At 55.9% G+C, this 24,185-nt stretch carries 16 protein-coding genes; 8 read left to right on the top strand and 8 right to left on the bottom strand.

The genetic code is table 11. The features are described from left to right. Positions 1-10: 10 nt before the first annotated feature. The 3 genes from KF947_RS04650 to KF947_RS04640 all read left to right on the top strand — a co-directional run bounded on the left by KF947_RS04650 (position 11) and on the right by KF947_RS04640 (position 3,139). Positions 11-238: a hypothetical protein gene (locus KF947_RS04650; protein ID WP_227405581.1), complete on the top strand. Its 228-nt coding sequence runs from the start codon at positions 11-13 to the stop codon at positions 236-238. Further along, positions 231-1,724, top strand: a complete 1,494-nt coding sequence (locus tag KF947_RS04645) for a sodium:solute symporter family protein (protein ID WP_227405580.1) — start codon at positions 231-233, stop codon at positions 1,722-1,724. The genes KF947_RS04650 and KF947_RS04645 overlap by 8 nt, the downstream gene beginning before the upstream one ends. A gap of 92 nt (positions 1,725-1,816) precedes the next feature. Then, on the top strand, positions 1,817-3,139 hold the full coding sequence (locus KF947_RS04640; protein ID WP_227405579.1) for a DUF2252 domain-containing protein: 1,323 nt from the start codon (positions 1,817-1,819) through the stop codon (positions 3,137-3,139). A gap of 20 nt (positions 3,140-3,159) precedes the next feature. On the opposite strand, the gene KF947_RS04635 is transcribed toward KF947_RS04640, so the two are convergent. The 3 genes from KF947_RS04635 to KF947_RS04625 form a co-directional block, all read right to left on the bottom strand. Continuing rightward, positions 3,160-4,974 carry a GGDEF domain-containing protein gene (locus tag KF947_RS04635; protein ID WP_227405578.1) on the bottom strand — a complete coding sequence of 605 codons (1,815 nt, stop codon included), beginning with the start codon at positions 4,972-4,974 and terminating at the stop codon, positions 3,160-3,162. 263 nt (positions 4,975-5,237) lie between these two features. Next, positions 5,238-6,290, bottom strand: a complete 1,053-nt coding sequence (locus tag KF947_RS04630; RefSeq protein ID WP_227405577.1) for an SPFH domain-containing protein — start codon at positions 6,288-6,290, stop codon at positions 5,238-5,240. A 2-nt stretch (positions 6,291-6,292) separates the two neighbouring features. Further along, on the bottom strand, positions 6,293-6,787 hold the full coding sequence (locus tag KF947_RS04625; protein ID WP_133730046.1) for an NfeD family protein: 495 nt from the start codon (positions 6,785-6,787) through the stop codon (positions 6,293-6,295). 171 nt (positions 6,788-6,958) lie between these two features. Between KF947_RS04625 and KF947_RS04620 the strand changes: the two genes are divergently transcribed. Next, positions 6,959-7,675 carry a trimeric intracellular cation channel family protein gene (locus KF947_RS04620; RefSeq protein WP_133730047.1) on the top strand — a complete coding sequence of 239 codons (717 nt, stop codon included), beginning with the start codon at positions 6,959-6,961 and terminating at the stop codon, positions 7,673-7,675. Between the two features lie 17 nt (positions 7,676-7,692). On the opposite strand, the gene KF947_RS04615 is transcribed toward KF947_RS04620, so the two are convergent. Next, positions 7,693-10,725: a hypothetical protein gene (locus KF947_RS04615; RefSeq protein WP_227405576.1), complete on the bottom strand. Its 3,033-nt coding sequence runs from the start codon at positions 10,723-10,725 to the stop codon at positions 7,693-7,695. A 109-nt stretch (positions 10,726-10,834) separates the two neighbouring features. On the opposite strand from KF947_RS04615, the gene KF947_RS04610 reads away from it, so the two are divergent. Then, positions 10,835-11,542 (top strand): DUF3581 family protein, encoded by a 708-nt coding sequence (locus KF947_RS04610; RefSeq protein ID WP_133730049.1) that lies wholly within the window; start codon positions 10,835-10,837, stop codon positions 11,540-11,542. Positions 11,543-11,559: 17 nt separating this feature from the next. Here KF947_RS04610 and KF947_RS04605 read toward each other — a convergent pair whose 3' ends face one another. From KF947_RS04605 to KF947_RS04595, 3 genes are all read right to left on the bottom strand, one after another. After that, positions 11,560-12,426 carry a transglutaminase family protein gene (locus KF947_RS04605; RefSeq protein ID WP_227405575.1) on the bottom strand — a complete coding sequence of 289 codons (867 nt, stop codon included), beginning with the start codon at positions 12,424-12,426 and terminating at the stop codon, positions 11,560-11,562. Beyond that, positions 12,423-14,849 (bottom strand): circularly permuted type 2 ATP-grasp protein, encoded by a 2,427-nt coding sequence (locus KF947_RS04600; RefSeq protein WP_227405574.1) that lies wholly within the window; start codon positions 14,847-14,849, stop codon positions 12,423-12,425. Before KF947_RS04600 ends, KF947_RS04605 begins: the two co-directional genes overlap by 4 nt. A 224-nt stretch (positions 14,850-15,073) precedes the next feature. Continuing rightward, complete coding sequence (locus KF947_RS04595; protein ID WP_227405573.1) at positions 15,074-18,424, bottom strand: DUF2126 domain-containing protein; 3,351 nt, start codon at positions 18,422-18,424, stop codon at positions 15,074-15,076. A 365-nt stretch (positions 18,425-18,789) separates the two neighbouring features. Here KF947_RS04595 and KF947_RS04590 point away from each other — a divergent pair, with 365 nt between their 5' ends. Both KF947_RS04590 and KF947_RS04585 read left to right on the top strand, forming a co-directional pair. Then, positions 18,790-20,271 carry a circularly permuted type 2 ATP-grasp protein gene (locus KF947_RS04590; protein WP_227405572.1) on the top strand — a complete coding sequence of 494 codons (1,482 nt, stop codon included), beginning with the start codon at positions 18,790-18,792 and terminating at the stop codon, positions 20,269-20,271. A 4-nt stretch (positions 20,272-20,275) separates the two neighbouring features. Next, positions 20,276-21,286, top strand: a complete 1,011-nt coding sequence (locus tag KF947_RS04585) for an alpha-E domain-containing protein (RefSeq protein ID WP_227405571.1) — start codon at positions 20,276-20,278, stop codon at positions 21,284-21,286. Here KF947_RS04585 and KF947_RS04580 read toward each other — a convergent pair. Then, a complete protein-coding gene (locus KF947_RS04580; RefSeq protein ID WP_227405570.1) occupies positions 21,283-22,353 on the bottom strand; it encodes a putative zinc-binding metallopeptidase in 1,071 nt (356 codons plus the stop codon). The genes KF947_RS04585 and KF947_RS04580 overlap by 4 nt on opposite strands. A 274-nt stretch (positions 22,354-22,627) precedes the next feature. On the opposite strand from KF947_RS04580, the gene KF947_RS04575 reads away from it, so the two are divergent. Continuing rightward, positions 22,628-24,127: a CoA-acylating methylmalonate-semialdehyde dehydrogenase gene (locus tag KF947_RS04575; RefSeq protein WP_133730056.1), complete on the top strand. Its 1,500-nt coding sequence runs from the start codon at positions 22,628-22,630 to the stop codon at positions 24,125-24,127. Positions 24,128-24,185: the final 58 nt, after the last annotated feature.

The raw sequence follows: 24,185 nt of genomic DNA, 5'->3' as shown, positions 1-24,185 counted from the left end.
GGGAACACCCATGCGACGATTATGGGTACTGCCTACCTCCCGGGCGGGCTGGGGGCTGTTAATTGCGTTTTTGGTGCTGGTGCTGGCGGGAACGTGGCCGGTAATTGGTTGGGTAAACAGGGCCACCTTAGTGATGGGCTTGCCTCTGTTAGTGGTGTGGAGCTACCTGGTGATTTTTGCCTGCGTAGTGGTGATGCTGATCGGCAACCGCATTGTGGAGCGAGACGACCATGAATAGCCCTTGGCCACTGTTGATTACCTTGACCTATGTCGCCATTGCCATGGTGATTGGCCTACGCGCCAGAGCAGGGCGTTCCATGAATAGCTTGGAAGAGTGGGGCGTGGCGGGCCGCAGCATGGGGCCGGTGACGCTCTACCTGCTGATTGCCGCCGGTAGTGTGAGTGCTTACACCTTTATGGGAGCGCCCGGGTGGGCTTATTCCAAAGGGGTAGCGGTGTTTTATGTGGCGATTTATCTCTCGTATCTAGCGCTGGTCGCGTGGTATTTCGGCCCTAAAGTGTGGCAGTTCGGTGAGCAGTTTGGTCACGTAACTCAGGCAAGCGCCATTGCTGACCGCTACCAGAGCCCCGCACTGGGCGCACTGGCGGCAATTGTCATGGCGATTGGCTCCATTGCCTACGCAGTACTGCAAACCATTGGCTCAGCGTATATTTTGTTTGTGATGAGTGGCGGTTTGATTCCGATTTGGTTGGGGGTCGTGCTGGTGCTGGCCTGTATTGCGGTCTATCTCTACGCCAGCGGTCAGCGGGCGATTGGACGCACCAATGCCTTTCAAGGCGTGTTGATGTTGATCGTCGCCTGGGCCGTTGGCCTTTGGGCAGTGCACAGCGCTACAGGCGGGCTGAGTTTTGCTGGCGTGTTCGAACGTATTCAGGCCGAGCATAGCGAGTTTCTCACCCTGCCAGGCGCTGGCGGCGATATGAGCTTTAGCTTCTGGACGACCTCTATTATCGTTTCCATGTTCTCGTTTATGCCACCGGTATGGACGCAGTGGATGAGCGCCTCCTCGGCACGTACTATTCGTCGCAGTGTGACGTGGTTGCCCACTTACTACGTGGTGATTCTGCCCATGGTGGTTGTCGGCTTTATCGGCATTTTTTCGCTTCCTGAGCTGGACCGAGCCGATACCGTGGTGCTTGAGTACGCCATACAGCACTTGCCGGTGGTATTAGTCGGGTTGCTCGGCGCGGGTACTCTGGCGGCCTCTATGTCTTCCAGCGAGCCGTTTATTCATTCAGTATCGCTGTCGCTCAGCAAAGATGTGCTTCAGCCGGTGTTAAAACTCTCGGATGGCGTTACTGGCAAACTTGCGCGACTGCTGATTCTGCCCATTATGTTCTTCGTGGTCGCCCCCCTCGCCATTGCCGAGCCCGGCAGCTTGGTAATGATTCTGTTAGTGGGTCTTGGGTTTGCCTCTCAGGTGCTGCCTGCCTTTATCGGTATGTTCTTCTGGCCGCGGGCTTCTCGCTTGGGCGTAATGGTGGGCATCGTGGCGGGCTTTCTGATTACCGTGGTGTTTACGACTCTTTGGCCACACCCAATGGGCATTCACGCGGGGTTCTGGGGGCTGATGCTCAATCTGCCGGTTTTTGTCGCCGTCTCATTGATGACCCCTGCTACCCATGCTGAGGTGGTGGAGCGCTTCTTTCGTATTGCCGCCCCACGAGGTTTTACCCAGCGGGGGCGTCGAACTGCGGTGTGAGCGCTGACTTAATCTATTCATGGTTATCGACTACCTTTGTACCAACATGTTTTTTTGTATCAACGTTTTTTTGCATCAATAAAGGCAATTCGATGAGTCATGCATTGACTGGACATAACCGCCCTCAGCGGGTGATTGAGGCAACCCATCAGGCGAATAACGCCTTGCCAACGGCCATCCGCCAAGCCAAGTACGCCAAAATGGCTGCGTCGCCCTATCGCTTTTTCCGCGGCAGTAACCATCTGTACTGGAATGATGTATGGCACGATTGGCGCTTTGCCCTGTTTGGCGGCTGGCCGGAAACCCAAACCTGGCTACAGGGCGACGCCCACGTTTACAACTTTGGTGCCTATGGTCACCACGATGATCAAGTGCGCTACGGCATGGATGATTTTGATGATGCGCTGATTGGCGACTACCAATATGATCTGTGGCGGCTGGCTATCAGCGTCGTATTAGATGCTCGTGAAAATGCTGAGCTGGATCCAAAAGCGATTGATAAAGCGCTTAAAAAGTTAATAAAGGGCTATTACCAAACGTTGGCTGAGCACGTTGATAGCAATCCTGTGCACGCAGTGACCCTTGAAAGCGCAAAGGGACTGCTTAAGCCCTTTATGAGTAAAGTGGCCGATAAGCAGAGCCGTGCTCGCATGCTCGAAAAGTGGACGACCCTTGATGAGCAGCAAGGACGCCAGTTCGCCGAACGGCCTGGCAAGCTCGCTAACCTGCCGGCGGATGTGGCCAGCCAATTGCGCCGCTTAATTGAGCAGGAGTACCAGCAAACGCTGCAGCACGCTATTAAAGAGAGTGATCCCCACCATTTTCGTGTCAAAGATACGGCACGGCGTTTGGATGCTGGCACCGGTTCGTTGGGTGTCGAACGTTATTACGTCTTGATTGAGGGCGGCGTTGAGCACGAGCACGATGACATTATCCTGGATGTCAAAGAGCAGGTGCCGCCAGAAGCATTTCGATTAATGGATAAAAACCAGCAGCAGGCGTGGCGTAAGCTGTTTCCTAACGAAGCCATCCGCCACGCAGCTGCTTTTCACGCCATTGCCGAGCACCCAGACGCCTATCTCGGTTGGCTAACCATGAACGGAAAGGTGTTTTCGGTGCGCGAGCGCTCGCCGTTCAAGAAAGATTTTCCCACCCATAAACTCTCTGGCGGTAAGTCATACCGGAAGTTGGCACAGCAGTGGGGGGAAATTCTCGCCCGTGAACACCTGCGCGGTGCCCAGGCGCTTAACCAGGGTGACGCAACGCGCTTTGCCAAGGCCGTTGGCCAACGATTAAAAGGACGTGAAGACCTGTTTGTTGAGGTGGTTTCGACACTGGCGGTGGCTTATGCTGACTGCACAGAGCAGGATTACGCTGTGTTTATCGATCACTTTCTGGCGACGGGGGCTGCTTGATTCACCAATACCAGGAGTGGTTATTGAGGCTGCTGTCTACCGAACATGAATCCCTGCTCTTCAAGCGTCTCTTCCCATACTACGCAGCGGTTACGGCCGCTGTGCTTGGCTTGATAAAGTGCTTCATCGGCAAGTCGTAGCAATTTCTTAGGGTCTTGAGTGTGATCAGGATACGTTGCGACACCGCAGGAAAGCGTGATTTTACGTAATGAGGTGCTTTGATGAACAAATGTCTGATGAGCAATGGATGTTAATAGCGCCTTGGCGCGCGTTTCAGCAGCGATTCGAGAGGTGGCGGGTAACAAGGCAATAAACTCTTCACCCCCAAAGCGACAGATCACGTCCAAATCTCTTAGGTGGTGTCGCAATAACAGCGCGATTTCGATCAGCACTGCATCGCCTGCGTCGTGTCCAAAATCGTCGTTAATCTGTTTGAAGTGATCCACATCCAGCATCAACACGGAGAGTTGGCTGGCATGCTGCTTAACGCGTTGGCACTGGTGTTCGAATGCTGTGTCGAAATGGCGTCGGTTGTGCAGGCCTGTTAACGGGTCTTTGCGTGAAAGTCCTTCCAACTCTTGAACTAACCGGTCGAGATCGGCGGTGCGCGCCGCTACCTGCTGCTCAAGGGTCTCATTGGCCGTGGCAAGCTGTTGCTGTGTATGCCGGTAGTGCCACAGAAAAATAGCCGCGTTAGCCAAAGAAAACGCCAGTGTGCCGTAGCTCAAGGGCACACTGCGCCAGCCCACAAAACCGTGGGCAACCGCCATATCGGCTAGCAGCAGCGGGGCAAAAAAAGTAAAACTCACTACCAGAAGCCGTTGTCCAAGGGTTAGCCGTTGAAAACGCATGAGCGCAAGTGCCAGCATTACCGGGAGCGATACGGCCAGCATCACATCAAAAATGGGGAAGGTTAATGACAGGCTCACCATCCCCAATTGAACCAATCCAATGGCCAGCACCAGATATATTAAATGGATAACCCATAAGTGCGTTATCCAGCGCTTTGCGGTGCCTTCCAGCCAGTAGCTGAGCAATAGTCCTAAGGCCACCGGCAAGGTGTAGTAGCTACCCGCACGTAGTGTGTCCCAGGCCAATGGGTTATCGGCAATAAATTGGCGTGCTGGAGTCTCCGCAAGTAGCATCAGCCCTGAAGCATAGGCAAACAACGCGATAGACCCGAAACCGCGACGTTCGGGGCCTATTAACGCGAAAATGGTGGCCAGGATAGCGAGTACCAAGACCAACGCGCTGACGCCGAGATCCTGAGCGGAGTCATGGATAACTTGCTTAAGAACCTCTATGCGCTCCATTACCTGGACTTGGCCCCATAAGCCAATACTGGTGTAGTAAGAGTAAAAGCGAAAGGTGAGCGTCTGGCCGACGGCATCTCCTGGTAGGTCAATCATGTGCCATGGCCATCCTGCAAAATCGCCTTTCCCCTGATCGTCAAATTCACCATATTGATAGATAAGTTTATCACCTAGATAAACTTGCCCAATCAAATTGATACTGGTGACAAAGAGGACTGGGTCGTTCCAGTCTCCGGCGGGCACTGTAGTGCGTAACCAGAGGTGCTCGTGCCCGTCGCGCCCGGGAGGGTTAGAAGGAGAGTCAATCGACTGCCACCCTGTTGAGTCGCTTAGCAGCCATTCAGGACGTCCATCGGCATCGGAAGGCGAGTCGCCCCAGCGATACTCCCAGCTCTGAAGAGGCTGTGGCTGAGCAGCAGCTTGGAGGCTACTTGGAAGCATCACCAGGATGACCAATAGTAGAAGTAGCTGAGCATAGTGACGTAGGACAAGCCAGCGTGGCAGCATGATGGTCGTACTCACCTCTTAATCATAATACTTCTACTAGCCAGCGCTTCTATCTTGTTCATACACAAGGGCTGAAGCACGAATAAGCAAGTACTTATTTTAGGCGATGGCGATCCCCCATCACTCAAAAAAAGCTGAGGGGTTAAAACGTTGTGGCTGGGGATCTTTCGCCCCAGCCGAATCTTGCTTTATACCGATAATATTAATAGCACTAAGCATGGTCGTATTGAAATAGTACTTTTTAAACGCTCAAGCAGTCATTATTAATCACTACAGCGTTAATTGCCGCCTGCCGCGCCGCCGACAATTCCGCTGCGAAGATTGTTCTCATTGGTGTGGCCTTTTTTAAGGTGATTAGCCACAGTGTCCTCCGGCGAACCGGCCATTTCTCGGAACATACCCATAGAGCCAAGCAGGGCGGAGGATTCGTAGGGCACAAATACCCGCTCGCCATCTTTCGCCATATTGGGTAATACCTTGATATAGCTCTGACCGAGCAGGTAGCCCACTACGGTGCGCTTATTCTCTTCGCTATCGCCAATGGCACTAAGCACCAGTTTAATCGATTCCTGCTCACCCTGGGCGCGCAGAATAGCTGACTCTTTGTCACCTTGAGCATTAAGAATTGAAGATTCACGCTGGCCCTGGGCCATGGCAATCGCCGCTGATTTTTCACCTTCAGCTTCGGTCACGGTGGCACGGCGCTTACGCTCGGCGGCCATTTGCAGGCGCATAGCGGTTTCCACTTCTTCCGGCATGGCGATGTCCTGCACTTCGACACGGGATATTTTGACCCCCCATTTAGAAGCAGGCTCTTCCATGGCTGCCTGTATTTCGTTATTCACTTCAGCCCGAGACTCAAACAATTTATCCAGCTCCATTTTGCCGACCACCGAGCGCAGCGTGGTTTTCGCCAGTACTTCGACGGCCTGGCTCATATTCTCTACCTCATAGACGGCGCGCTTAGGGTCGATAATTTGGTAATAGAGCGCACCGTTGATACGCACGGTGACGTTATCCGTGGTAACGACCGGCTGACCGGGGAAATCCATGACCGTTTCGCGGCGGTCGATGCGGGTTTCGTCGGTGGTGATGGCGGTATAGTCCTCACCCATTTTGCGATAACGCAGCATGGTGATTGCGCGGGGCTGTTCGATAAACGGAATAATGATGTTAATGCCGCTTTCTAAGACGCGGTGAAACGAACCTAGGCGCTCAACCACCATCACTTCTGATTGGCGAATTATAATCAGGCCCTTGGAAATGATCAGCACCGCGATCACGACAATAATGAGGCTTATTAATAAGCCTGGGCTTATAGGTAGATCCATGGTTAAGGCTCCTTGCGTTGGGAATTGTCATCTTGCAGGGTGACGTCAGCAGGCTGATGTAGTGTGACCAGCGCAGTGGTACCTTCAAAACGTCTAAATACGACCGGTGTGCCGTCAGGTAGCTCGGTTTCACCGCTATCAAGTACGCGTAAACGGTAGAAGTCGCCGTTGACCTTAATGCCCGTGGCATCATCAAAATCTCGGCGCAGTGTTATGTAGTGATTGCCTTTTTCTACGCCTGTACCTGTTGTGCCATAAGCAACACCGCGGGGAGAGAAGCGCGGACGAATGACCATAATGCAGATCGGCAGCAGTACCCCGGTAAAAACTCCCATGCTGAGCAATTGCCAAGGAAGTGTTAACCCAAGCGCAGTAACGGCCGCTGTTAGCGCAGCGGCAATACCCAGTGCGAGTAGCACCATCGCGCCAGAAGTCAGCTCTGCCAAACTCAGCAACAAGGCGAGTACAAGCCAGCTATAAGCCGGGCTCCAGTCCATAGCAGTGTTACTCCCTCGTGAATGAAAGTGTTAATGACAATTAGGTTAGCGTAACCTAATTATGTGAACTTATCTCGCTTAGGCCGCAAGCGAGTTTTTTGGTGCGAGCATATCCTCTGAAGGGTGCTATCCTGCCTGCCTTTAAAGATAGCGAGCATAAAGGAGAAGGGCGTGTCGGGCGTGGTCTATTGGCTGGATATGGCGGGTGTCATCGTGTTCGCGCTGTCGGGCGTGATTTTGGCGTGCCGGTCGCGGATGGATCCGATTGGCATGCTGGTGCTGGCGGCAGTGACCGGTATTGGCGGGGGCACGCTGCGGGATTTAGTGCTAGGTATCAGGCCGGTCTTTTGGGTGACGGATCCAGCCTACCTGTGGGTGATTTTAGCCACAGTGGGTTTGTCGTTGATGGGCTTTCACTATATCCACCGCCTGTCGAGGGGCTTTTTACCGATCGCCGATGCGTTTGGCTTGGCACTGTTTACTGTGATTGGTACTCATAAGGCACTGCTGCTGGGCAGCTCGGGCACGGTAGCGGTCTTGATGGGCATGATGACTGGTGTAGCAGGCGGGATGATACGGGATGTATTGGCTCAACGAGTGCCCATGGTGCTTCGCGAAGAGGTCTACGCGACGGCAGCGATGGCCGGGGGCATCGTATACGTGGCGCTACATGCCCTGGATGCGCCGCTGACCATGGCGATTGCCGCCTCACTGAGCGTCACCCTTGGACTGCGTTTGGCGGCGATCCATTGGCGCTTGGCGTTACCGGTCTTTGCCTGGGTCACGGTGCCGCCGAAACCTCATGATGAGGCGGCATCACCGCTCTCTACGCCGCAAAAAGCCAAAGAGCGGGTGAGGATGATTCGCCGTGAGCGCAAAAAACGCTAAGGGCGAATCGGAAGAGACTACCGATTAGGGCTTAGGGAGCGGTTCGCCTCCCGCCAGCGGTCAAACCAGCGGCGTGGTTGAATAACGCGCAAGGTTGGTTCGCTGTCCTCCAGTTCAACCCCTAATCCAAACACGCCAAGGCTGGCATAAAGCGCGCCGTTTGCGCTGCGGTTGGCCAGAGTGACATCAGAAAGCAGCAGCAGCGGGCCACCGGTGAGCGCCAAGTCCCTAAGGCTGATCTGCTCGCCGCTGATTTCTAGCTGCGCGGTGCCTTCTATATCGTGAACATTCAGCAGTCGCCCGAGCCAGTCGCTGTCCCTTGCACGGGCTAAAAATAGCCGGGCAAGTAAGCCAGTATCGCGCATCTCAAAGCGTAGCTGGCTGGCTAGACGGATAGGGTCTTGCCACGCCAGCTGCGCATCCAACATGGAAAGCGTTACCCACCAACCGGCATCCGGTGAACCGTTTTCACTCTGGCGATTAACATTCTCCAGGCGTAATACAGAATTATTGGCGGTGAAGCGACGTGTTTCCAGGTCTCCCTCGGTTAGCTCTAGATAGAGGTGCAAGTCGCCGCGTAGCCGCTGATCCAGCAACGCTAACTCTGCGCCAAAGGCACGCAGGGTGATTTCGCCCTGGGCGTTTAAACCTTCCAGCAGCCACTCGCTTTCCAGGCTTGCTTGCCCGTCCAGCAACCTAATACCCGCGCCTTCGGGCAGGTAGCGGTTGTAGCGGGTGAAATCGGGCACCTCAGTAATTGGCAGCGCGATGCGGGTGATAAAGTGCTCCGGCTGGGGAGATTCAAGCACATCGCTGAAGCGCTCGGTTTGCGTGGTGAGAGCAAAGTGGCGACCTTCCAGGTGCGGGCTATCATCACCTTGGTGACTCAAAGCAAAGCGGGGGATGCCAAGCGAGAGCTGGGCCTGCTCGGTACTATCCAATTGGGCGGTAAGCTCACCACGCCCAGTGGCGAGATAGTCTAAAAACGAGACTTCTAGCTGGTCGGCGTTGACCCGCAGCCGTGTGGGTGCCAGCAAGCGGTTATCGCGAAAGGCGCCCTGAGCGAAGAGTTGGCCTTCGCCCGCGATGGCCAAGCCATGTGCATCCGGTAGAAAAGCATTTAAAAAGCCTAGCCGCTGCACGCTTCCTTCCAGTGAAAACTGACCGCTTGGCACGTTCGCTTGGCGTTGAAAACGACCGTTATCGAGCACTAATATGCTCTCTAAGCGCTCGCTAGGCAGGTCAGCATCGGCTACTTGCCAGCTCAACCGGGTGCCGCTGATATTCAGCGCTGAGCCATCCATCTCCGCCTGTTGAATGGGGAGGAAAAGCTGCATATCGCTGGTTAACGTGCCGACTTGTTCGCCGCGCTGCCAGCGAGTGGTCAGTCCGCTGCCGGCTAAATGCACCTCTCCGCTGAGCTGCTCCGACGCCATGGTGAGCTGGCCGTGGCTGGCGGCTTGCCCGCCAAGCAGTTGTAGTGGCGCCGGGGTAGGTAAAATGGCGTCTAAATAGGGTTGCAAAACGTCGATATTGGGCAGGCGTGCCGATCGCCAGCTTAATGTTGCGGATGCCTCTTCGCGGGCTGTTTGTGGGTCTTGAGGGCTCGATGCCACGATGTTGATGTCGGCTTCATCGAGCAATAGACGCTCTTGGTGGTGCAACGTGGCGTCGGTAAAGTTAAGCGTTGCTTCAATAACTTCTTGTGGCGTTAGCTGGGCATCTAGTGAGCCGCTACCTTGGGCAATGAATCCACGTGTATCTGCTGCCAGTGTCGGCGCTTTAACACTCAGTTGGGCGTCATAAAGGCGCGATTGGCGAATACTCGCCGCGGCCTCAATTTGGCCATGGCCGGAAAGGTGAATGCCTTTTGGTTCAGAGCTCTCTCCTGCAGCTATCTGTGCTTCAGTAGCCTCTCCTTCAGTACCTTCTCCTGCATAATTTTGTCCTTCTACACCTGGTGAAATATATCGATCCAGCATATCCATTCGGGTGATATCGCCTTGCAAGGCGAGTGTTGCTGAGGTGGGAAGGTCGAGTAGATCCAGGCGCTTATTGGGAATTTGGGTAGCAAGGCGTAGCTCGCCGTGCTCTGCGTAAGGAGACGTGTCGGCTAGCTCAACATCGGCTAGCTGCGTTGAAAAATGTAGTTGATCGTTCTCAACCGCCAAGCGCACTTGGCCCTCACCCGTAGCCGTATGGCGAGGCGGAGGGGCATCCGGCAGTATCCAGCGAGGCGAGTCAGTTGGCGCACGTAAGCGCTGCTCATCCACGGTTAAGCGCAGCACGGGTGCGTCCAACATAAGTTCGCTACCGGGTCGTAACTTGCCAGCGATTAGCTCCAGTTCTCCCGTCAGTGCCCCGCGCCCCTCCAGGGTTAGCCAGGGCAAGGCGTCCAGGTAGGGCATAAAGACATCCCAGGCATCCGCCTGGGCATCCAACTGAAGCTGTGCGGAGAGCGCTGCCAGTAGGTCGGGGTTCAACTCGCCGCTGTTAACATTGACAGGAGTTATCGTTTTGAGCGACGCATCAGCGTTAAGATTGATAGCGCGCACCAGGGTTGCTTGATCGCTTAGGCGAACTAAACGACCATTAGTGATAGCGAGGGAAACATGAGGGATCGCGAGTGTGTCGCGACTTAAGGTGGTCTCTGCGACTTGTAGCTCGCCGTCAGCTTCAAGTGCGATGTCACCAACGGTCAGGCGGCGAATACCCACAGCATCGAGTGCATCGATATGCAGCTCGCCGCGCAACAGGGCCAGTAGAGAGAGCGAAAGGGTGGCGCGTTCAGCCTCAATCGAAATCGGCAGCGCCTCATCTTCACGAGCTAGATACAGCCCCTCTACTTCCCAGCGGCCTGGGTGTCGGCTAATACCTTGCTCCCAGCGAATATCGATGCCCTCAAATTGTGAAATGCGCGCGGGCAGCCACTGGCTATTAAGCAGCCAATAGCTGCCCGCCACCCAAACCAGGATGATAAACAGTAGGCCAATCAATACCCTCAGCAGCAGGCGAGGTAGGTGATTTTTACGAGTGTTCGCGTCTGGCATAGTAGCTTCCCTAGCAGATAACTCCTGTTGGGGCGTGTTTTATGGCATTATGCGCGGCGTTGGGCAGTGACGGGTTTTCGATTTCAACGCTAGGCAGGCAACAAACGCCATGTTCAAGGATTTTTACACGCAGCGCGGAGAGTATGTAGTGATCTCTGCAGAGCAGGCCAGTCGCTTCGCCAAAGGCGTGGCGGGTGACTACAACCCTATTCATAACCCGGATGCACGCCGTTTTTGTGTGCCCGGTGATCTACTGTTTGTACTGATACTCACAAAGTTTGGGTTGTCGCGGCAAATGGAATTTCGTTTCACCAACATGGTGGGCGCTGACACGCCGCTGAAGTTTAGTGAAGCAGACGACGGCACTCTTCACGTTAGCGATGAGAGCGGTAAATGTTATTTACAGGTAGTGCGTAGTGGCGACATTACCCACGATCCCGACGTGGTGGAAGCCTTTGCGCGTTGCTATGTCGCATTTTCAGGCAAAAATTTTCCACACTATCTCAAACCGCTGATGGAAGAGCATGGGGTCATGTTTAACCCCAAACGCCCACTGGTGATCTACGATAGTATGGGATTTTCACTCGAGCGTCTGGATGGCTTTTCGCCTGGCTTAACGCTGAACCACTCTTCGCTAGAGGTGCACGGTAAGCGTGCCGATGCGCTGCTGGAGTTCTCGATTGAGTCAGCCGGGGAGGCCGTTGGAGTGGGCTCTAAAAAGCTGGTCGTGAGCGGCCTTTGCGACTATGACGCCGATGAAATGGCCGCTATTGTAGAAGAGTTTTATCGTCTCAAGGCCGCCTATGAGTCGGCCTAGTGGTCAGTGTGCAGGTATCAACCTGCTAATGGCATTACATCGACTTCGACTTCCAGACGGTGCTCGCCGCCCCCGTTCATAACGCCTTTGAGCGGGGCGACATCGGCGTAATCCCGCCCCCAGGCCAACACCGGATGCTGCTCGCCAGCCACGGTGCCGTTGGTGGGGTCGAGGGCTAGCCAACCCCATTCGGGAATCCAGGTAGCCAGCCACGCATGGGAAGCATCTGCGCCTATAAGTCGTGCCTGCCCAGGCGGCGGCTGAGTTTCTAAATAGCCGCTGACATAGCGTGCGGCGAGGCCTACTGAGCGCAACGCCCCAATCGCCAAGTGAGCAAAATCCTGACAGACGCCGCGCCGGTTGGCGAGTACCTCGCTTAGCGGTGTCGCTAGCGTGGTAAAGCTGGGGTCATACTCAAAGGTTTTGTAAATCAGTTCATTAAGCGCTAAAGCCGCCTCAACTATCGGTCTGCCTGGGGTAAAGCAGCTGTGGGCAAAGTTGGCTAGCTCGTCATTACGGCGAATAAACGGCGAGTCGAGGCGGTAAAGTTGAATGTCAAAGCTGTTGTTCTGGCTAAGCTGCTGAGCAACCTGTTCCCACGTAGTTGAGCTGGTTGGTAGCGTCGCTAAGGGTTGCGTGCTCAGTGGCGTGACTACAGTGACATCTAGCGTTTGATGGACATCCTCCATGGCGAAATAGAGCACTCGATTACCGAATACATCGCGGCGCTCCATCTGCACCTGCGGCGCGGGGCTTATCTGCAGTTCCGAGGCACCACACTGCTGGTGCGGCGTTCTGCGGGGCAGCACTCGCGCTTCACTATGGCACAGTGTGACCGGGGCGCTGTAGTGGTAGCGGGTGGTATGGCGCAGCGTGTAGTTCATGCATCGGCCCCCATGCTGACTAACTGGCGCGGCCGCTCCACGTGGCTGAAATGGCTCTGGCTAATGGCTTCAGAAAGCGCGTTTAAGGGTTCAATCAACGCATCCAGCAGTTGCTCTAGGGCATCTTGCGCCTCTGGCGTATCGGCCAAGTGGCTTAAGCGATCGATGTCGGCCAGGTGCAGCGCGGCATTGGCCTGAATTAACAGCCGTCGCTCAGCGTTACGGTAGGGCGATGAGGTGCCGGGCAGGCGATCCATCTGACGCTCAATGCGTTTGAGCATATAGCCCACCGAGCGGGGATTGGTTTCATCAAAAAGCAGTAGATCCAGAATCGCCGCAGGGTGAAGCTCGCTGCGGTAACGGCGGCGATAAGCGGTAAAGTTATCGGTGGTGGCGAGCACGACTTCCCACAATGCTAGCCCCGGCGAATGCGGCGCATTGAGAGTAAGCTTGAGCAGCGACAGCAGTCCCAGCACGCGATCCAGGAAGCGGCCGATATCCATAAATCGCCAGCCGTAGTGATGCGGCATGGTTTCGTTACACAGCCCGAAGAAGGCGGCAAGCTGTGCAGAAAGCCCTTCGCAGGCGCGCCTCGCCGCGCTGGCCCCTAAGCTGGGGTTAAAGGTGGCCATGCGCTGGCGCAGTTGGTGCACCACTCTCCAGGAGTCGTCGCCTAAATGGTCGCGCACGCTGCGTGCATTGCGCATCAACTGTGCAAAAAGTGGCTGCAATGCCTGGGGATCTACATCATCAAATTGGGCCAGCAGCGCGGTGCGTTTTAGATCAAAGCCAATCAGCGGTGCCTGTAGCCTTTGTTCGTCCTCTTCGTTTAGTGTGGTGATATCCAGTGCTAACAGGAGTTCATCAAGCAGTTGATCGGCGATCTCATCCTGTTCATACTCCATCAGCCTGAGCAGCGCTTCACGCAGCAGTCGCGCACGGGTGTCTAATCGCTCCCCGTAACGGCCTAACCAGAATAGGCTTTCGGCTACTCGACTGGGTAGGTCAGTGCCGTCGCGTGTGGCCACCACCGGGCCGCGGGCCTGGCGGAGCTGGCTAACGTGGGGCTGTGGAGAGGTCGCCGTAACCCAAACATCCTTAACGATGGTGCTGCTTAGGGATGGCAAGCCAGGCTCACCAACCCAGGCTAAACCTCCGGGCATTACTTGGTACTCGCCTGCCGCACTATTTTTAGCGGCAGTGCTGCTTTTTGTAGTGGCATTGGGTGTGCGTGTCACAAAGCAGCGAAGATTGAGCGTGGTGGGCTCCAGACGCTGCAGGTGGCTATCAAAAACCGGCGCAGTGGCTGGTTTCGTCGTGATATCGGCGTTGGGCAGTAGCAGGGTCTCACCCAGCAGATGCTCGCACAGCATCGGTAAGTAGTCCGCTAACACCGGAGCTTCCAAAATGCCCACCCCCAACGCGTTAGATAGCGCCACGCCGCCTGCGCGCATGGCCTGTAGAAGCCCAGGTACGCCCAACTGCGAATCGCCGCGTAGTTCCAACGGGTCGCAGTAAGCGTCGTCGCAGTGGCGCAGTATCACATCGACTGGCTGCAAACCGCCCAGGGTGCGTAGCCACACCTGGGTATCACGAACGACCAAATCCTGGCCTTCAACCAGCGCAATATTAAGGTAGTTGGCTAGATATGCGTGCTCAAAATAGCGGGGACTACCCGGCCCCGGTGTTAATAAGATAAGCGTGGGGTTATCACGATGCTGATAGGCCATGGCGATCAGCGTGCGGTGGTGTAGGTCAAGAAAACCCGCTAACCGCTTTAATGGCGCATTGCGGTACATATCCGGCAGGGCGCGCGCCATCAGTATGCGATTTTCAAGCGCAAGGCCAGTACCGGATGGCGCCTGTAGTCGGTCTGCCATCACCCGCCACTGGCCCTGAGTATCCTGAATCACATCCACGCCGTGAAAAACAATCGGCGCGCGGTCATTGGGCAGCGACTGGTGGCAGGGCAGTATTAAATGCGCTGAGGCAAGCAGTTCCTGGGTGGGTAGCAGCCCCGCCTCAAAGAGCGTTTTGGGCCCATAGATATCGTCGTAGAGGGCGCTCAGCAGACGGCTGCGCTGGATTAGCCCTGCTTCTAATGCATGCCACTGTGCTTCATCAATCACCCAGGGTAGCGGGTCGAGCCGCCACGAACGCCCCTGGGTTTCATCATGCATATTAAAAATTACGCCGTTTTCAGCTAATAGGCGCTGAATCTCGTCATGCTGCTGGTGACGCCCCGTCGGGCCCAGGCCTTCTAATGAGCCGAGTAAGTTTTGCCAGCCAGGGCGTAACTGCCCCTGGCCATCGAGCATGGCGTCAAACGTGCCGGGCTGTCCCTTGCCTAGCTGGTGTAAGTAATCCTCAACGAGCCCGTTAGCCACGGGCGCGAGAAGTGAGGGAGAGACAGGGGCCGTCATTATCCTTGTAATCCTGAGAAGTAGGTGGCGGATTATCCTGTACTGGGCGCTAAGAGAAAAGCATTAGCTTAGGAAACCTCTGATTCACTATTGCGCTTGCCCATACTGCGTTGAAATTAGACTCAAAATGCTCATTTACCCATGTAAACTCCGCTTTTTCGACTAATTTCGCCTTGTCTGGCCTGCGCTCATGACGTTAATCAGAGGCTCCTTAGTTAAAAATGTTAGCTAGGCGTCCAACGCAGGTCGAGGGTCTGCGGCAGTTCCAGGCTTGGGGTTTCCAGCTTGGGAACCTGATGGCCATGGCGATGACCGCTGTCACTAAAACGCCCCAGTCTTCGCGCTTCGGCTTCAAACGCATTGACCGGGAAGGTATCGAAATTACGCCCTGTGGGGTGCACCACGTAGTAAGTGCAGCCCGCCACTGAGCGCTGGTTCCAGGTGTCGATGACATCAAACACCAGCGGCGCGTGAATGGGAATTTGCGGATGCAGCGCCGAGGGCGGCTGCCAGGCGCGGTAACGCACCCCGGCCACCGCTTCGCCGTTTCTGCCGGTAGCTGAAAGGGGCACCCGGCGGCCGTTGCAGGTCACCACATAGCGGTCACCGCTCATACCGCTGACTTTGACTTCCAGGCGTTCCACTGAGGAGTCGACGTAGCGTGCAGTGCCGCCAGCGGAGGCTTCTTCGCCCAATACATGCCAGGGTTCGATGGCTTGGCGCAGCTCGATATCCAGCATGGGGGTGTGCAAGCGACCGTGTAGCGGGAAGCGGAACTCCAGAAAGGGGGCGAACCACTCCAGGTCAAAATCGAAGCCGTGGTGGCGCAAGTCACTCAGCACGTCGTCAAGGTCACTCCACAGATAGTGGGGCAGCATCCAGCGATCCTGTAACGCGCTGCCCCAACGCACCGGTTTGGCCCGGTAGGGCGTTTTCCAGCAGCGGGCTACCAGTGCGCGGATCAGCAGCATCTGCATCAGCCCCATACGGGCGTGGGGCGGCATCTCAAAGCCGCGGAGTTCCAGTAAGCCAAGGCGACCGCTGTCGCTATCCGGCGAATAGAGCTTGTCGATACAGAACTCGGCGCGGTGAGTATTGCCGGTTAAGTCGGTGAGCAGGTGGCGCAATAAGCGATCGACCAGCCAGGGCTGTACCACTTCCCCTTCGGGCATTTGTTGAAGGGCGATTTCCAGCTCATAGAGGGCTTCATGGCGAGCTTCATCCACCCGCGGGGCTTGGCTGGTGGGGCCAATAAACAGACCCGAAAACAGGTAAGAGAGACTCGGGTGGTGCTGCCAGTAGGTGACTAAACTGGCCAGCAGATCCGGACGACGCAAAAACGGTGAGTCGTCAGGCGTCAACCCGCCCAGGGTGACATGGTTACCACCGCCGGTGCCGGTATGGCGCCCATCCAGCATAAATTTCTCAGTGCCCAGGCGGGTTTTTCGCGCTTCTTCATATAGCCGTTCGGTTTGTGCTACCAGGGTTTGCCAACTGGCCGCGGGCATAATATTGACTTCGATCACGCCGGGGTCAGGGGTGATCATAAAGTTTTCCAGGCGCGGGTCTCTCGGCGGTGAGTAACCCTCTACCATGACCGGGCAAGCGAGTTCCTTGGCGCACTCCTCAACGGTACTCAGTAGGTCAAGGTAGTGCTCTAAGCTGGTCAGCGGCGGCAGGAAAATATGCAGGCGGCCATCCCGCGGTTCCACACATAGACTGGTGTGAATGACGCTACTTTCCCGGTCGATGTTTGCCCGTGGCTGCTGTTGAACGGCTTCGCCTTCCGGATGCGATGGGCTAGGGTGGCTTGAGCGACCCAGGCGTTCGGCATCGCTGATATGCAGCTGTTCGGCGTTGCGGCGGGCGACTTCGCCGTGAATATCGCCCAGTTCAGGCCGGGGGGCGAACAGCGATTCAGGCTGTGGCTGCTCCTCTGGGTCGGCCCAGGGCAGCGCTGAAAGCGGTAAGCGTAGGCCCATGGGCGAGTCACCGGGCACCAGGAATAAGTGGTCGCGCTTGAGCGGCCAGCGGCCGCTCTCCCAGCGGTGAGCTTGGCTGATCGAGTGGCGCAGCGGCAGGGCGTAGCCCACCACTTCGTCCAAGCCTTGCTCTAACAAACGAGCTAAACGGTGGCGTTCGGCGTCATCTTTGAGATTGGCTTCCCGCGGATCCACATTGACGGGCAGCGACTGCTCTTTCCAGAGGTAGTAGTAGGCATCCTCAAACGCCGGAATCCAGTAGCGTTCCGCCACCCCCAAGCGTTCGCTAAGGGCCTTGGTGAAGCGATGCGCCATCGCATTATCAACGTCTACCTTGGGGGCGCCTTCCATACAGGCCAGCCACTGGGGATCTCGCCATAGCGGCACGCCATCTTTACGCCAGTAGCAGGCTAGCGCCCAGCGGGGCAGCGGTTCACCGGGGTACCACTTGCCCTGCTGTTGCTGAATGGCGCTGCCGGGCGCATAGGCGGCCTGCAGCCGGGTTAGTAGTGCCTCGGCGCGTTCGCGCTTGTGCTCGCCTAGCGCTTCGGTGTTCCACTGTGGGCTCTCCATATCGTCGACGGATACGAAGGTGGGTTCGCCCCCCATGGTGAGGCGTACGTCCTGCTGCAAGAGTTCGGCGTCCACTTGGTCTCCCAAGGCGCAGATGCGCTGCCACTGTTCATCGCTATAGGGCTTGGTGACCCGCGGATCTTCATGGATGCGCTCGACCTCCATGGTGACATCAAAGGTGACTTCACACTTATCCGAAAATCCGGTGATGGCCGCGGCGCTACCGGTCGTCGGAGTGGCGGCGAGGGGAATGTGTCCTTCGCCAGCGAACAGGCCCGAGGTGGGGTCGAGACCTACCCAGCCAGCGCCGGGCAGGAAGACTTCGGTCCAGGCGTGCAGGTCGGTGAAGTCCACCTCGCTGCCGCTGGGGCCGTCCAGCGCTTTAACATCGGGTTTGAGCTGAATGAGGTAGCCGGACACAAAGCGTGCAGCGAGGCCCAGATGGCGGAAAATCTGCACCAGCAGCCAGGCGCTGTCGCGGCAGGAGCCGCTGGCGAGTGTCAGTGTCTCTTCGCAGCTCTGAACACCGGGCTCCAGGCGTACCAGGTAACCAATATCGTCCTGTAGACGTTGATTAAGCGCGACCAGGAAGTCGACGGTGGTAGTTGGTTCGCGGGGAACGGCTTTGAGCCACTCCAACAGCCGCGGCCCTGACTCGGTGATTTCAAGATAGGGGCTTAGTTCTTGGCGCAGCGCTTCTGGGTAAGCAAAGGGGATCGTTTGCGCAATATCGTCCAAGAAGAAATCGAACGGGTTAATCACCGTCATCGGGGCGATTAGCTCGACGGCAATGGTTAGCTCTTTGCGGGGTTCAGGGAACACCACGCGGGCATTGAAGTTGCCAAACGGATCCTGTTGCCAGTTTAAAAAGTGGTCATCGCCGGAGAGTTTGAGCGAGTACGCTTCGATATGAGTGCGGCAATGGGGTGCCGGACGCAGCCGAATAACGTGGGGCGAAAGACGCACCGGACGGTCAAAGTGGTAAGTCGTACGATGATACAAGGCAACGCGAATGGTCATGGGCCACCCTCAAAAGAGCCGCTATTAATCGGCTGGTCGGTTGGGTTAAGGAATAACCGAACGTTTCGCAAGTATCGTTCCACTTTTACTATTTTGCAGCCGCTATCTTAACTAAGACGTTTAACTAAAGTGGAAATCGCGTTATGCACCAACTTGATGCCACTTGTGCGCACCAAGATAGGGCGTAAAGGCGCTTTAAGTTGCTCTTGCTCCCTGTCACGTAGCGTTTAAGTAAGCGAGCGTTGAAATATCGCAAAAGATGGTACGCATTTTGCTCTCAATTGTTTGATTGTTTTGCACGCGGCAGGCCTACACTGAGCATTAAGCAAGTTGCCGCTTACATCCCCAGCGCCAGGAGAGCGCCCATGAGCCAAGTGAATTGGAATAACTATGCGTGTCGTGATTACTACGATGAGCTGATGGCCGCACCCGGACAGCCACGTGACTCTGCGGGTGAGTTGTGCAACATGTTGGCAAGGTTCAGCGCCGAGGAGTTAGCTGAGCGGAAAACAGCGGCGGAGATCGCGATCCGTACCATGGGGATTACCTTCACCGTCTATTCTGAAGGCGCGATGATTGATCGCGCCTGGCCCTTTGATATTGTGCCGCGGATTATTCCCGCCAGTGAGTGGCGCAAAACCGAGGCGGGCCTTAAACAGCGCGTGCAGGCACTGAATCTATTTATCGATGATCTCTACCACGATCAAAAGGTCATTAAGGACAAAGTGTTGCCTGCCGAGGTGCTGGCACAGTCGGTTAATTTCCGCCCCCAGTGTGTCGGCATTAATCCCCCTCACGGCGTATGGGCCCATGTGTGTGGCTCCGACCTCGTACGCGATGGCGATGGGACGCTCTACGTGCTGGAGGATAACTTACGCATTCCTTCCGGCGTCTCCTACATGCTGGAAAACCGCAATGTCACCAAGCGGGTGCTGCCGGAGCTGTTTGCCTCAGGCAAAATTTTGCCTGTTGATGACTATGTAGCGCAGCTATACGACATGCTGGCGGCGATGTCGCCAAGGCCCGGGGATGACCCCCAGGTAGTAGTACTAACCCCTGGGATCTACAACTCTGCCTACTTTGAGCACGCCTATCTTGCCCAACAAATGGGTGTCGAGCTGGTGCAGGGAAGTGATCTACTCGTTGATGACGATGATGTGGTGTACATGCGCACCGTGGAAGGGCTACGCCGGGTCGATGTTATTTACCGCCGTGTAGACGATGAGTTTCTCGACCCGGAAGCATTTAACCCAGAATCCATGCTGGGGGTGGCGGGCCTAATGCGTGCCTGGCGGGCAGGGAAAGTAGCACTCGCCAATGCGCCGGGTGCCGGTGTGGCGGATGACAAGGTCGTTTACGCCTTCGTTCCCGCGTTGATTCGCTACTACCTCGACCAAGAGCCGCTGATCCCCAACGTGCCCAGCTACCTGTGTATGTTCGAGGATGACCGCCGCTATGTACTCGACCACCTGGATGAACTGGTAGTGAAACCGGCCAATGAGTCAGGGGGCTACGGCATGCTGATTGGCCCACGTTCAACCAAAGAGACCCGCGAAGAGTTTGCCCGCTTGATAGAGGCGAATCCGCGCAACTATATGGCGCAGCCGACCCTGGCGCTGTCGACCACGCCGACGCTGGCGAATGGCTTGGCGCAGCCACGCCACGTGGATTTACGCCCTTTCATACTCTCGGGTCCTGAAATTCATGTCACCACCGGGGGCTTAACACGAGTGGCATTGGTTGAAGGGTCGCTAGTGGTGAACTCTTCACAAGGTGGCGGCAGTAAAGATACCTGGATTGTAGAAACCGACGATAAGGCGGCAGCGGCCGCGGTGAAAGGAGCCTAATGCCATGCTGTCACGCGTTGCAGAGAACCTCTACTGGATGGCGCGCTATATCGAACGAGCGGAAGATACAGCGCGCTTACTGAGCGTCAATAGCCACCTTATGCTCGATTTGCCGGGTCGCTTACCGCTTGGTTGGGCACCGCTTATCGAAATGACCGGCAGTCTGGAAGCCTTTACCGCACGCCATACCGACTTTGATGAACGCAATGTCGTGCACTTTTTATGCGCCGATACCGACAATGATATTTCGATTATCTCCGCGCTTGCCAGTGCCCGTGAGAACCTCAGAACCACCCGGGATGTGGTGCCCCGGGAGATTTGGGAAGAGGTTAACCAGCTCTATCTGAGCGTCGCCGATCATGCCGAAAACGGTGTTAGTCCACGCCGTCGCGATAGCTTTCTTAAAAGCGTTATTCGTGGCTGCCAGACGCTGACGGGCCTGATTGAAGGCACGTTAAGCCATGGCCCTGCGCGCACCTTTATTGAGCTGGGGCGCCAGTTAGAGCGGGCCGATATGACCACCCGTATTGTGGATGTGCGCTCCGCCAGTCTGCTGCCGCAAAACCCTGAAGAACTGCTGCCGTTTGAGAACCTGCAGTGGATGAGCGTGCTCAAGTCGCTCACCGCTTACCAAATGTACCGCCAGCAGGTGCGCTTGCGCGTGCGTGGCCCCGATGTATTGCGCTTTTTGCTGCAGGACCCTAACCTGCCGCGCTCGATTGCTTGTAGTCTTGAAACCCTGGGCCATGAGCTGGCGCTACTGCCACGCCAGGATCGTCCTGCGGCAACCGTTTCGCTGGTGCGCGCCGATGTGGTAGATGCCGATATTCAAGCGCTGGCCCACTCACCCAGCAAGCTGCACTTGTTTATCGACGAACTGCAGATTGGCTTTGCCGCTATCCACGATACGCTTAGCGCTACCTATTTTGTGAATGACGACAGCGTACCTCGCATAACTCAAACCCAGAGTCAGAGCCAGAGTCAAAACCACGCGGGGGATAACGATAACGACTAACCGGCGGGAGAGTCGTGCCCTAGCGGGCTGGCGGCCTGCACGATTTGATGCAGGTATGCCAGCTTCTCGCGCACCGCTGGGGCAAGCACTCCTGGGGCCAAGTCGAGCAGGCCCATATCCCGGTTGAGCTCATTCACTGCCATCCCTACCTGATGAAACGCAATCAGCATACTCTCCAGGCTGCCGTCGTACTCAAGGTGGGTAATGCCCATGTGCAGTGCGGTATCCAGCACGGCGACCATATCCAAGTAGTAGGCAAATGTTTCGGCAAAATCTTCCCAGGGGTGCATGGTGGCGTAAGCGGAGATGAAGCGATTAGGCCAGTCGCTGGGCGCCCCCTGTTGGTAGTAGCGCTCTAACGCTTCAGCATAGGTTGGCCGGTGGTGGTTGCCAAATACCGCACGGCAATTCTCTTCATCGCGATCCTTAACCAATACATCCCAGTAGTAGTGGCCGATCTCGTGGCGGAAGTGACCAATCAGCGTGCGATGGGATTCATTCATATCGACCCGCAAGCGCTCGCGTTCAACGTCGTCGGCTTCTTTGACGTTGATGGTGATATGGCCCGATGCATGGCCGGTATACACCTTCTCTTGCTTGGCTGTGGAGCGCCATAAGCCCTGGTCGGGCAACGCATCGGCCATAAATGAGAAGCTTAACGGCACACTAATACCATCCTCTTTAGTGCCGTGGGGAAGTTTAAGTAGATCCAGAGTATGAAAAAGACGCCGTTTCGCAGCCTCTAGCGCCGCCCAGCGTTCGCGATGGCCGGCAATATTGAGGTCGGGTATTACTTCGTTGTAACGACAGCAGTCGCAGAGCGTGTCTGCTTGGCCGTGCTCCATCACCACCAGACGGTTGCACACATTTTCAACGGCGTAGTTGTGGCACTTCAGTAGCGCCGTATCGCAACCTGGGTGGGTACAGCGATAGCCACCGTTATCCATGGGCTCAATGGCTACGATATTGCTGCAAGCAGGGCACCAGCCTACTTGTGACTGGCAGGCAAGGCAGTGGGTGTTTTCGTAGAACAGCGGATTACCGCAGCGGCAGCTAAAGGTCTGCATAGATAATTCCCTGTGTTTAAACACGAGCTTTCGCCGCGGGCGATCCGCAAGTCTGCGGCACACTGATTAGCCGAAGCATAGCCAGCGCGACGCTACAATGGAAAGGCTAATTGACGTCTTGCTATAGATTTTGTTTACTCACGAGATACTTAGTTGACGTTAACGTCAACTTGCTGCTATACCCTGTGTACTTGTCTTACCGCGATGAATTTTAAAAACAGCTTTTTTAACACTCGCACCCATAACAACCACAACCATAAATAGGAGCAACGCTATGTCCGTTCGCGAAATTCCCATGTATATCGATGGTCAGCCCGTGAAGTCGCAAAGCCAGGAATGGCGCGACGTGGTCAACCCCGCGACGCAAGAGGTGGTGGCTCGTGTGCCGTTCTGTACCGCTGACGAAGTGGAGCGTGCCATCAGCAGCTCTAAAGAGGCGTTCAAGGAGTGGCGTAAAGTTCCGCTGGGTAAGCGCATGCGCATTATGCTCAAGCTGCAGGCGCTGATTCGCGACAATACCGCTGAACTGGCGGCACTTATCACCGAGGAGCATGGTAAAACCCTGCCCGATGCGGAAGGCGAAGTGGGTCGTGGTCTGGAAGTGGTAGAGCACGCTTGCTCGATTACCTCGCTGCAGTTGGGTGAATTAGCCGAAAACGCTGCCAACGAGGTAGATGTTTACACCATGCACCAACCGCTGGGTGTGGGGGCGGGGATTACTGCCTTTAACTTCCCGATTATGTTGCCCTGTTTTATGTTCCCGCTGGCGATTGCCACCGGTAATACCTTTGTTCTTAAGCCCTCCGAGCAAGATCCCAGTTCCACCATGCGCTTAGTGGAGCTAGCCCACGAAGCAGGTGTGCCTGCGGGCGTACTCAACGTGGTGCACGGTGGCCCGGACGTCGCCAACCAAATTGCTGATCACCAGGATATCAAAGCGCTCTCGTTCATCGGCTCCACCCACGTAGGGTCACTGCTGTATAACCGGGCAGCAGCAGCGGGCAAACGTATGCAGGCGATGATGGGCGCCAAGAATCACTGTGTGGTGATGCCAGATGCTAACCGTAGTCAGGCGATCAATAACCTGCTGGGCTCAGCCTTTGGCGCTGCGGGCCAACGCTGCATGGCAAACTCGGTGGTGGTACTGGTCGGCGAGGCGCGCGAGTGGTTAAGCGATATTGTCGATGCGGCGCGAGCAATGAAAGTAGGCCCAGGCACCCAGCTCGATGCGGATTTGGGACCGCTGGTGTCTCCCGCTGCCCGTGATCGTGTACTGCGGTTAATCGATGCAGGGGAGAAAGAGGGCGCCAAACTGATGGTCGATGGTCGCAAGGTCGAGGTAGAGGGTTACCCCAACGGTAACTTCGTGGGGCCGACCCTGTTTGCCGATGTAACCGCCGATATGACGATTTACCGGGAAGAGATTTTTGGCCCCGTGCTGTGTGTGGTCAGTGTTGAAACCCTGGATGAGGCGATTGCCTTTATCAATGCCAATCCCAACGGCAACGGTACCTCCATCTTTACTAACTCAGGCTGGGTAGCGCGCCGGTTTGAAACCGATATCGACGTTGGACAAATTGGTATTAACGTGCCAATTCCAGTGCCGGTCGCTTACTTCAGTTTTACCGGATCAAGGGCTTCAAAGCTGGGCGATTTAGGGCCTAACGGTAAGCAAGCGATTGCGTTCTGGACACAAACCAAAACCGTGACAGCGCGTTGGTTTGAACCAGAAAATGTTTCCAGCGGTATCAATAGCACAATTTCACTGGGCTAAAGAACGCTTCCTGTATTAACGAAAATTGGCCCTGTATAAAAAACAGGGCCAATTGACG

Origin of the sequence: Halomonas sp. FeN2, from assembly GCF_020595105.1 — a bacterium.
GTDB classification, from domain to species: domain Bacteria; phylum Pseudomonadota; class Gammaproteobacteria; order Pseudomonadales; family Halomonadaceae; genus Vreelandella; species Vreelandella neptunia.
The sequence above is the reverse complement of the archived record's forward strand: the minus strand, read 5'-3'. Positions and strand labels throughout refer to the sequence as shown.

What these genes read in the sequence shown, in the direction of transcription:
- KF947_RS04580 (WP_227405570.1), bottom strand. Translation starts at nt 22,353, where the DNA reads ATGCAGACCTTTAGCTGCCGCTGCGGTAATCCGCTGTTCTACGAAAAC.
- KF947_RS04585 (WP_227405571.1), top strand. Translation starts at nt 20,276, where the DNA reads ATGCTGTCACGCGTTGCAGAGAACCTCTACTGGATGGCGCGCTATATC.
- KF947_RS04615 (WP_227405576.1), bottom strand. Translation starts at nt 10,725, where the DNA reads ATGCCAGACGCGAACACTCGTAAAAATCACCTACCTCGCCTGCTGCTG.
- KF947_RS04605 (WP_227405575.1), bottom strand. Translation starts at nt 12,426, where the DNA reads ATGAACTACACGCTGCGCCATACCACCCGCTACCACTACAGCGCCCCG.
- KF947_RS04625 (WP_133730046.1), bottom strand. Translation starts at nt 6,787, where the DNA reads ATGGACTGGAGCCCGGCTTATAGCTGGCTTGTACTCGCCTTGTTGCTG.
- KF947_RS04645 (WP_227405580.1), top strand. Translation starts at nt 231, where the DNA reads ATGAATAGCCCTTGGCCACTGTTGATTACCTTGACCTATGTCGCCATT.
- KF947_RS04575 (WP_133730056.1), top strand. Translation starts at nt 22,628, where the DNA reads ATGTCCGTTCGCGAAATTCCCATGTATATCGATGGTCAGCCCGTGAAG.
- KF947_RS04610 (WP_133730049.1), top strand. Translation starts at nt 10,835, where the DNA reads ATGTTCAAGGATTTTTACACGCAGCGCGGAGAGTATGTAGTGATCTCT.
- KF947_RS04595 (WP_227405573.1), bottom strand. Translation starts at nt 18,424, where the DNA reads ATGACCATTCGCGTTGCCTTGTATCATCGTACGACTTACCACTTTGAC.
- KF947_RS04590 (WP_227405572.1), top strand. Translation starts at nt 18,790, where the DNA reads ATGAGCCAAGTGAATTGGAATAACTATGCGTGTCGTGATTACTACGAT.
- KF947_RS04600 (WP_227405574.1), bottom strand. Translation starts at nt 14,849, where the DNA reads ATGACGGCCCCTGTCTCTCCCTCACTTCTCGCGCCCGTGGCTAACGGG.
- KF947_RS04650 (WP_227405581.1), top strand. Translation starts at nt 11, where the DNA reads ATGCGACGATTATGGGTACTGCCTACCTCCCGGGCGGGCTGGGGGCTG.
- KF947_RS04640 (WP_227405579.1), top strand. Translation starts at nt 1,817, where the DNA reads ATGAGTCATGCATTGACTGGACATAACCGCCCTCAGCGGGTGATTGAG.
- KF947_RS04630 (WP_227405577.1), bottom strand. Translation starts at nt 6,290, where the DNA reads ATGGATCTACCTATAAGCCCAGGCTTATTAATAAGCCTCATTATTGTC.